The 8,350-nt window shown below is 72.9% G+C and carries 8 protein-coding genes; 2 read left to right on the top strand and 6 right to left on the bottom strand.

The genetic code is table 11. The features are described 5' to 3' along the window. A partial coding sequence (locus N799_RS13735) for a primosomal protein N' (RefSeq protein WP_036213780.1) occupies positions 1-1,699 on the top strand: 1,699 nt, incomplete at its 5' end. Here N799_RS13735 and N799_RS13730 read toward each other — a convergent pair. Further along, the gene (locus N799_RS13730; RefSeq protein ID WP_036213783.1) at positions 1,693-2,469 is read right to left on the bottom strand and encodes an NYN domain-containing protein; all 777 of its coding nucleotides are present in this window, start codon (positions 2,467-2,469) and stop codon (positions 1,693-1,695) included. The genes N799_RS13735 and N799_RS13730 overlap by 7 nt on opposite strands. An 86-nt stretch (positions 2,470-2,555) precedes the next feature. On the opposite strand from N799_RS13730, the gene N799_RS13725 reads away from it, so the two are divergent. Beyond that, positions 2,556-3,860, top strand: coding sequence for an NAD(P)/FAD-dependent oxidoreductase (locus N799_RS13725; RefSeq protein WP_036213777.1), 1,305 nt, complete (start codon positions 2,556-2,558; stop codon positions 3,858-3,860). An 18-nt stretch (positions 3,861-3,878) separates the two neighbouring features. On the opposite strand, the gene rpoH is transcribed toward N799_RS13725, so the two are convergent. From rpoH to ftsE, 5 genes are all read right to left on the bottom strand, one after another. After that, positions 3,879-4,769 (bottom strand): RNA polymerase sigma factor RpoH, encoded by an 891-nt coding sequence (rpoH, locus tag N799_RS13720; RefSeq protein WP_036213774.1) that lies wholly within the window; start codon positions 4,767-4,769, stop codon positions 3,879-3,881. A 174-nt stretch (positions 4,770-4,943) separates the two neighbouring features. Further along, on the bottom strand, positions 4,944-5,636 hold the full coding sequence (gene ung, locus N799_RS13715) for a uracil-DNA glycosylase (protein ID WP_036213771.1): 693 nt from the start codon (positions 5,634-5,636) through the stop codon (positions 4,944-4,946). Continuing rightward, positions 5,633-6,460: a response regulator gene (locus N799_RS13710; RefSeq protein WP_036213768.1), complete on the bottom strand. Its 828-nt coding sequence runs from the start codon at positions 6,458-6,460 to the stop codon at positions 5,633-5,635. Before N799_RS13710 ends, ung begins: the two co-directional genes overlap by 4 nt. Beyond that, on the bottom strand, positions 6,457-7,404 hold the full coding sequence (ftsX, locus tag N799_RS13705; protein WP_036213764.1) for a permease-like cell division protein FtsX: 948 nt from the start codon (positions 7,402-7,404) through the stop codon (positions 6,457-6,459). The genes N799_RS13710 and ftsX overlap by 4 nt, the downstream gene beginning before the upstream one ends. Continuing rightward, positions 7,401-8,087, bottom strand: coding sequence for a cell division ATP-binding protein FtsE (ftsE, locus tag N799_RS13700; protein WP_036213762.1), 687 nt, complete (start codon positions 8,085-8,087; stop codon positions 7,401-7,403). Before ftsE ends, ftsX begins: the two co-directional genes overlap by 4 nt. Positions 8,088-8,350: the final 263 nt, after the last annotated feature.

Below are 8,350 nucleotides of genomic sequence, written 5' to 3'. Positions count from 1 at the left end.
CTGGCGTGGCGCCGCCCGCAGCCTCGCCGGCCGCGGACTGGCCGAGCGCGTCACCCTCGACCCGGCCACGGCGCCCGCGCCCGCGCGCCCCGGCCCCACCCTCAACGACGACCAGCGCCAGGCGGTGGACGCGATCCTGGCCGGCGTCGACCGCTTCCACCCGGTGCTGCTCGACGGCGTCACCGGCAGCGGCAAGACCGAGGTCTACCTGCACGCGATCGCCGACTGCCTCGCGCGCGGCCGCCAGGCGCTGGTGCTGGTGCCCGAGATCGGCCTGACCCCGCAGCTGCTGGCGCGCTTCCGCGAGCGGCTGGGGGTGCCGGTGCACGTGCTGCACTCCGGCCTGTCCGACGGCGAGCGCGCGCGCACCTGGGCGGCCTGCCGGCGCGGCGAGGCGCGGGTGGTGGTCGGCACCCGCTCGGCGGTGTTCCTGCCGCTGCCGGAGGCCGGCCTGCTGGTGGTCGACGAGGAGCACGACGGCAGCTACAAGCAGCTCGACGGCATCCGCTACCACGCGCGCGACTTCGCCCTGGTCCGCGCGCAGGCGCTCGGGGTGCCGGTGCTGCTGGGCAGCGCCACGCCGTCGCTTGAGTCGCTGCGCAACGCCGACGCCGGGCGCTACACGTGGCTGCGGCTGCGCCAGCGCGCCGGCAACGCGCGGCCGCCGGCGGTGCGCGTGCTCGACGTGCGCAAGCGGCCGCTGCAGGCCGGGATGTCGCCGGAACTGCTCGAGGCGATCAGCCGCGCGCTCGACGCCGACGGCCAGGTGCTGGTGTTCCGCAACCGCCGCGGCTACGCGCCGGTGCTGCTGTGCCACGACTGCGGCTGGAGCGCGCAGTGCCAGCGCTGCGACGCGCCGATGACGGTCCACGCCGGCGGCCGCCGCCTGCAGTGCCACCACTGCGGTGCGCGCCGGCCGGCGCCGAATGCCTGCCCCGACTGCGGCGGGCTGGCGCTGCAGTCGCAGGGCGCCGGCACCGAGCGGATCGAGGAGGCCCTGCGCGAACGCTTCCCGGACGTGCCGGTGATGCGCATCGACCGCGGCACCACCCGCCGCCGCGACGCGCTGGAGCAGCACCTGGCCGAGTTCGGCAGCGCCCGCGGCATCCTCGTCGGCACCCAGATGCTGGCCAAGGGCCACGACCTGCCGAACCTGACCCTGGTCGCGGTGGTCGGGATCGACGAGGGGCTGTTCTCGGCCGACTTCCGCGCGCCGGAAAAGCTCGCCCAGCTGCTGATCCAGGTCGCCGGCCGCGCCGGCCGCGCCGACCGCCCGGGCACCGTCGTGCTGCAGACCCACCACCCCGAGCACCCGCTGCTGGCGACCCTGCTCGCGGGCGGCTACGGCGCGTTCGCCGAAATCGAACTGCAGCAGCGCGAGGCGGCCGGCTTCCCGCCGTTCGCCCACCTGGCGCTGATGCGGGCCGAGGCGAAGCAGGTCGAGCATGCCGACGGTTTCCTGCAGGCCGCGCGCCGCTGCATCGAACAGGCCGGTACGGGCACGCTCGAACTCAATGGCCCGCTGCCGGCGCCGATGCCGCGCCGCGCCGGCTACCAGCGCAGCCAGCTGCTGCTGTCATCGCCCGGCCGCCGCGCGCTGCACGCCGCGCTCGACGCCGCGCTGCCGGCGATCCGCGCGCTGCCCGAGACGCGGCGCGTGCGCTGGTCGCTCGACGTCGACCCGGTCGACCTCTACTGAGCCGGCCGCGGCGGCGCCTTGCGCGCACGCTTGGCGACCTTGCGCGGCTTCGGCTTCTCCCGCACCCACAGGCTCTGCTCGTCGCGGCGCACCTCGAACAGCCCCGACGCCTCGATCAGGTCGCTGAGCTTGCGGTAGCCGTAATTACGCGAGTCGAACGAGGCCTGGTTGCCGATCTGCTGGCCGACCGCGCCGAGATGCGCCCAGCCGTCGTCGCCGCTGGCGAAGTCGACCGCGCCGCGCAGCATCTTCAGCAGCCGCGCGTCGCCGCGCAGTTCGGCCGGCGTGCGCGGCTCGGTCAGCGGGCCGCCGTCGCCGTCGCCAACCGCGCTCTGGCCGAGCCCCTCGACGTAGGTGAACTTGGAACAGGCGTTGACGAACGGCTCGGGCGTCTTCTTCTCGCCGAAGCCATACACCTTCACGCCGTCGGTCAGCAGCCGCATCACCAGCGGGGTGAAGTCGGCGTCGCTGGAGACGATCGCGAAGGCGTCGAGGTTGCGTGCGTACAGCAGGTCCATCGCGTCGATCACCATCGCCATGTCGGACGCGTTCTTGCCACGGCTGTAGGCGAACTGCTGCACCGGCCGGATCGCGTACTGGTGCAGGCAGGCCTCCCAGCTCTTGAGGTGCGGGTTCTTCCAGTCGCCGTAGGCGCGGCGCACGTTGGCCACGCCGTGGCGGGCGACCTCGGCGAGGATCAGGTCGAGCCGCGATGCCGGTGCGTTGTCGGCGTCGATCAGCAGGGCGATGCGTTTCTCGTCTTGCGCCATCGGCATGCTCCGTCGGGGATCGTGCCGAGCCTAGCGCACCGGCGCGGCACACCCGGACAATGGCACCGGTGCAACGGAGGACAGCGATGCAGGCGCAGCCCCACGTGGTGATCGTCGGCGGCGGATTCGCCGGGTTGTGGGCCACCCGCGGGCTGGCGCGGGCACCGGTCCGGATCACCCTGGTCGACCGCCGCAACCACCACCTGTTCCAGCCGCTGCTGTACCAGGTCGCGACCGCGGGGATGTCGGCGCCCGACATCGCCGCACCGCTGCGGCACATCCTGCGACGGCAGGCCAACGTCGAGGTACGCCTCGGCGAGGTGACCGGCATCGACACCGACGCGCGCAGGGTGCGACTGGCCGACGGCGTCGCGCTGGATTACGACATCCTGCTGCTGGCCAGCGGCGCCACCCACTCCTATTTCGGCCATGACGACTGGGCCGCTGACGCGCCGGGGCTGAAGACGCTGGAGGATGCGCTGGCGATCCGGCGCCGGGTGCTGCTGGCGTTCGAGCGCGCCGAGGCCGCGGCGACGCCGGCCGAGCGCGCGGCGTGGCTGGAGTTCGCGGTCGTCGGCGGCGGCCCGACCGGGGTCGAGCTGGCCGGCACGCTGGCCGAGATCGCCCGCCACACGCTGCGCCGCGAGTTCCGCCGGATCGACCCGGCGCAGGCGCGGGTGCGGCTGGTCGAGGCCGGCCCGCGGGTGCTGGCGTCGTTCCCCGATTCACTGTCGGCGAAGGCGGCCGCGCAGTTGCAGCGGCTCGGTGTCGATGTGGTGACCGGCAAGGCGGTCGCCGGCATCGACCCGCACGGCTACACCCTCGACGCCGGCGACGGCCGCACCGAGCGCGTGCAGGCGCGCACGGTGCTGTGGGCCGCCGGTGTCGCCGCCTCGCCGCTGGGCGCGTTGCTGGGGGTCGAGCGCGACCGCGCCGGACGGGTGCCGGTGGCCGACGACCTGTCGCTGCCGGGGCGGCCGGAGGTGTTCGTGGCCGGCGACCTCGCCAGCGTGCGCCAGCCCGACGGCAGGCCGGTGCCCGGCGTCGCGCCGGCAGCCAAGCAGATGGGCCGGCACGTCGCCGCGGCGATCCGCGCGCGCCTCGCCGGGCGGACGGCGCCGGCGTTCCGCTACCGCGACTTCGGCAACCTCGCGACCATCGGCCGGATGGCCGCGGTGGTCGACCTGCGCGGGCTGAAGCTGTCGGGACTGCTGGCCTGGTGGTTCTGGCTGGTCGCCCACGTGTTCTTCCTGATCGGCTTCCGCAACCGGCTCGCGGTGCTGACCAACTGGGCCTGGGCCTACTGGACCTACCAGCGCCATGCGCGGGTCATCTTCGGCGGCTCGGACGCGCAAAAGGAAACGGCCCGGTTTCCCGGGCCGCCACCGTGAGACTCGTTGTCGACCGCGTCAGGCCGCGAACAGCGCGCGCATCTTCTTCAGCGCGTTGGCCTCGATCTGGCGGATGCGCTCGGCGCTGACACCGTACTCGTCGGCCAGCTCCTGCAGCGTCACCTTGTTCTCGTTGCCGAGCCAGCGGCGGGCGACGATGTCGCGAGAGCGCTCGTCGAGCTTGGCCAGTCCCTCGCGCAGCAGCGACAGCTGGCTGTCCTCCTCGTCCTCGCGCTCGTACATCTGCGAGGGGTCCTCGGCGTCGGCGCGCAGGTAGCTCACCGGCGACGGCGGCGCGTGGTCGTCGTCCTCGCCGGCCGGGGCGTCGAAACCGATGTCACGGCCGGACAGGCGCGATTCCATCTCCAGCACCTCGCGCTTGGAGACGTTGAGGTCGGCGGCGACCGCGGTGACCTCGGCATCGTTCATCCAGCCCAGGCGCTTCTTGCTCTTGCGCAGGTTGAAGAACAGCTTGCGCTGCGCCTTGGTCGTCGCCACCTTGACGATGCGCCAGTTCTTGAGGATGAACTCGTGCATCTCGGCGCGGATCCAGTGCACCGCGAAGCTGACCAGGCGCACGCCCTGGTCGGGGTCGAAGCGCTTGACCGCCTTCATCAGGCCGATGTTGCCTTCCTGGATCAGGTCGCCCAGCGGCAGGCCATAGCCGTTGTAGCCGCGGGCCACGTGGACCACGAAGCGCAGGTGGGAATGGACCAGCTCGCGGGCGGCGTCGAGATCCTCGTCGTCGCGGAAGCGGCGGGCCAGATCCTGCTCGTCCTCGGCGCTGAGCACCGGGATCTTGTGGACCGCGCCGATGTAGGCGTCGAGCGAACCCAGCGGGGTCAACGCGTTGAGCGCGAGGACCGGCAGGCTGTTGGAAACCAGGGCGTTGGCAGTGATATCGGTCATGGGCAGGATGTTAGCAGTCGGCAGGGGTGAGTGCTAAGGCGGGAACCGGGGCTTTATCGTCCCATTCACGGAACAATCGATCCGGCGTGCCCGATTAAGACTGCCGGTACGGGCGTAAGTTCCGGATCAAGGCCGGAACCGACCTGCCGGGATGCCGCCGCGGCGCCGCCGCCGTCAGACCGAAGCCGGCAGCGACCAGTCGACCGGGCGCCCGCCGCGGCGTACGAGGTACTGGTTGGCCGCCGAGAAGTGCCCGCAGCCGATGAAGCCGCGGTGGGCCGACAACGGCGACGGGTGCGGCGCCTTCAGCACCTTGTGGCGGGCGCGGTCGATCATCGCGCCCTTCTTCTGCGCGTAGCTGCCCCAGAGCATGAACACGAGCCCGTCGCGTTCGCGGTTGAGGGTGTCGACCACGTGGTCGGTGAAGCCTTCCCAGCCCTTGCCGGCATGCGCGCCGGCGCGGCCGGCCTCGACCGTCAGCACCGCGTTGAGCAGCAGCACGCCCTGCCGCGCCCACGGCAGCAGCCAGCCGTGCGACGGCCGCGGGTGGCCGAGGTCGCGCTCGATCTCCTTGTAGACGTTGAGCAGCGACGGCGGCACGTCGACCCCGGGGCGGACCGAGAAACACAGTCCGTGGGCCTGGCCGGGGCCGTGGTACGGGTCCTGGCCGAGGATGACGACGCGGGTGGCGTCGAACGGGGTCGCCTCGAACGCGGCGAAGATGTCCGGCCCCGGCGGGAACACCCGCGCCCCTGCGGCCTTGCGCTCGCGCAGGAACGCCGACAGCGCCTGCATGTCGTCGCGCTGCAGGTAGTCGCCGACGCGGGCCTTCCAGGACGGTTCGAGCCGGACCCGGTCGTCGCTCACGCCAGCTTGGCCGCCCGCAGCTGGAACAGCGTCTTGGTCACCAGCAGGCGCTCCTCGATCGGCTTGAGCACGAGGTCGTTGGCGCCGGCACGCAGCAGCGCGCTCTGGTTCTCGGGGTTGGCGTCGCCGGTCATCACCAGCACCGGCAGCCGGCGCTTGCCGTAGCCGAAATCGCCGCGGACGCGCTCGAGCAGGTCGTGGCCGTCGAGCTCGCCCTTGAGATAGACGTCGGTCAGCACGAGGTCGGCGCCCGGGTCGTCGTTGCCGCGATGGCCCTCGAGGTATTCCAGCGCCTCCTCGACGCCGACGAAGTGCAGCACCTGCAGTTGCTGGCGTTCGAGCATGCGCTTGGTCGCCAGCGCCACCACCCGGCTGTCCTCGACGTACAGCACGCGGGCGCCGGGGATCGGCTCGGGCTGCACGTAGCCGCGGATGAACGCGGCCAGCGCGCCGTGGCCGAGCGACTTGTCGAAGTAGTCGGTGACGTCCTCGGTGAAGCGGCGCGACTCCAGGTGCGACTGCGCATCGCCGGACACCACGATCACCGGCACGTAGGCCTGGCCGGCGGCCTCGCGCACCGCGCGGGCGAGCTCGATGCCATCGCCGTCGGGCAGCGCCAGCGAGGTGGTGACCAGGTCGACCGGGCCGGCCGCGAGCGCCGCGCGGGCCTCGTCGATGCCGGCGCAGGGCAGCACGGTGGCCCCCTCGAGCTCGCGCACCAGCACGTCGCCGATCAGCTTGCGCACCAGTTTCGAGCCGTCGACCACCATCACCCGCGGGGCGTCGGCGGCGACATGGCGCAACTTGTCTTCGGGACTGCTCATGTGTCGGTCGGTCGGGTCTGGCGGAGGTAGTGGCCGGTGACGAGGCCGGCACCGATCCAGCCCAGCACGCCGGCGGCGGCGACGATCGCCAGCGCCGCCAGCGGGCCGAAGCCGCGCAGGGCGAAGTCGCTGCCGTAGCTGCGCGCCAGCTCCTCCAGCGGCGCCCGCAGCGACAGGTCGGCCGCGGTCAGCAGGGCCAGCGCCAGCGCCCCGGCGACCAGCCCGTAGCTCAGGCCAAGGTACAGGAAGGGCCGGCGGATGAAGCCGTCGGTCGCGCCGAGCAGCTGCAGCACGCCGATCTCCTCGGTGCGCTGCTGGATGTCCAGCCGCACCGTGTTGCCGACCACCAGCAGGGCGCCGAAGCCGAGCATCGCCGCCAGCACCCAGGCCAGCCGGCCGCCGAAGCGCAGCCAGCCGTCGAGGCGTTCGCGCCAGGCCGCGTCGTGCTGGACGATGTCGGCCTCCGGCAGCGCCGCCAGCGCGCTCGTCAGCGCCGCCTCGTCGCCCTTTGGCGTCACGATCAGCAGGCTCGGCAGCGGGTTGCCGTCGAGGTGGGACAGGGTGTCGCCGAGGCCGCCGCTCCCGCGCAGTTCGGCCAGGCCCTGCTCCGGCGTGCGGTGTTCGACCGCGGCGACGTCGGCGCGTGCGCGCAGTTGTCCGGCCAGTTCATCGGCGCGGTCGGCAGCGACGTCGGTCTTCAGGAACAGGCTGACCTGGCGCGCTTCCTGCACGTCGCCGGCAAAGCGCTCGACGTTGGCCAGCGCCGCCCACAGGCCCAGCGGCAGCGCCAGCGCGACCGCCATCACGCCGATCGTCAGCGCGGTCGACCACGGCTTGCGCAGCATCCGGCCGAAGCTGGCGACGAGGCTGTAGAGGTGGTGGTCGAACCAGGTGCCGATGCGCGAACGCGACTTCGCCGGCGTGGTGTTCGGCGTCCTGCTCATTCGGCCAGGTCCTCCGGCGCGATGTCGTCGGCCAGCTCGCCCTGGTTGAGCACCAGCACGCGCTTCTTCATGCGCTTGACCAGCGCGAGGTCGTGGCTGGCGACGAGCACGCTGGTGCCGCGCTCGGGCAGCGACTCGAACAGCGCCATGATCTCGGCCGACAGGGTCGGGTCGAGGTTGCCGGTCGGCTCGTCGGCGACCAGCAGGGCCGGCTCGGCGACGATCGCGCGGGCGATGCCGACGCGCTGCTGCTCGCCGGCCGACAGCTGCGCCGGCAGCGCCTGCGCGCGGGCGCCGAGGCTAACCCGGTCGAGCACCGCACGCACCCGCTTGTTGATCTCGGCGCGGCGGATGCCCTGCAGCAGCAGCGGCAGGGCGACGTTGTCGGCGACGCTGCGGTCGGCCAGCAGGCGGTGGTCCTGGAACACCACGCCGACATTGCGCCGGTGCATCGCGACCCTGCGGCCGCGCACGCGTAGCAGGTTCTTCTCGCCGAACAGCACCGCGCCGCGGCTCGGCCGCTCGGCCAGGTGGATCAGCTTCAGCAGGGTGGTCTTGCCGGCGCCGGAGTGGCCGGTGACGAACAGCATCTCGCCGGCCCCGACTTCGAAGCTGACCTCGCGCAGGGCCTGCCGGCCGCCGCTGTACTGCTTGCTGACGTTGTCGAAGCGCAGGACGGTCATCGCGCCACCTGTCGAGGACGATCGGGCAAGTATCGATGGCGGGCGCGGCGATGACCAGCCGACGGCCACGCAACGCGACGGGGCGACGCGGGTTGCCGGCGCCGCCCCGCGCCGGTTACGACTGCGAGCGCGGGTCGCGCTTGACGATGTCCTCGAGCCGGCGGCGGATGCGCGCCAGCAGGCCCGGCCGGGCCTCGCCGGCCTTGCCGCCGCCCGACGACGCGTGCACGGCCTTGCGCGGCTGCACCTCGCGCGGCTGCCGC

The organism is Lysobacter arseniciresistens ZS79 (assembly GCF_000768335.1).
Lineage (GTDB): Bacteria > Pseudomonadota > Gammaproteobacteria > Xanthomonadales > Xanthomonadaceae > Novilysobacter > Novilysobacter arseniciresistens.
Note: the sequence above shows the minus strand (reverse complement) of the source record. Positions and strands in the feature narration are given on the sequence as shown.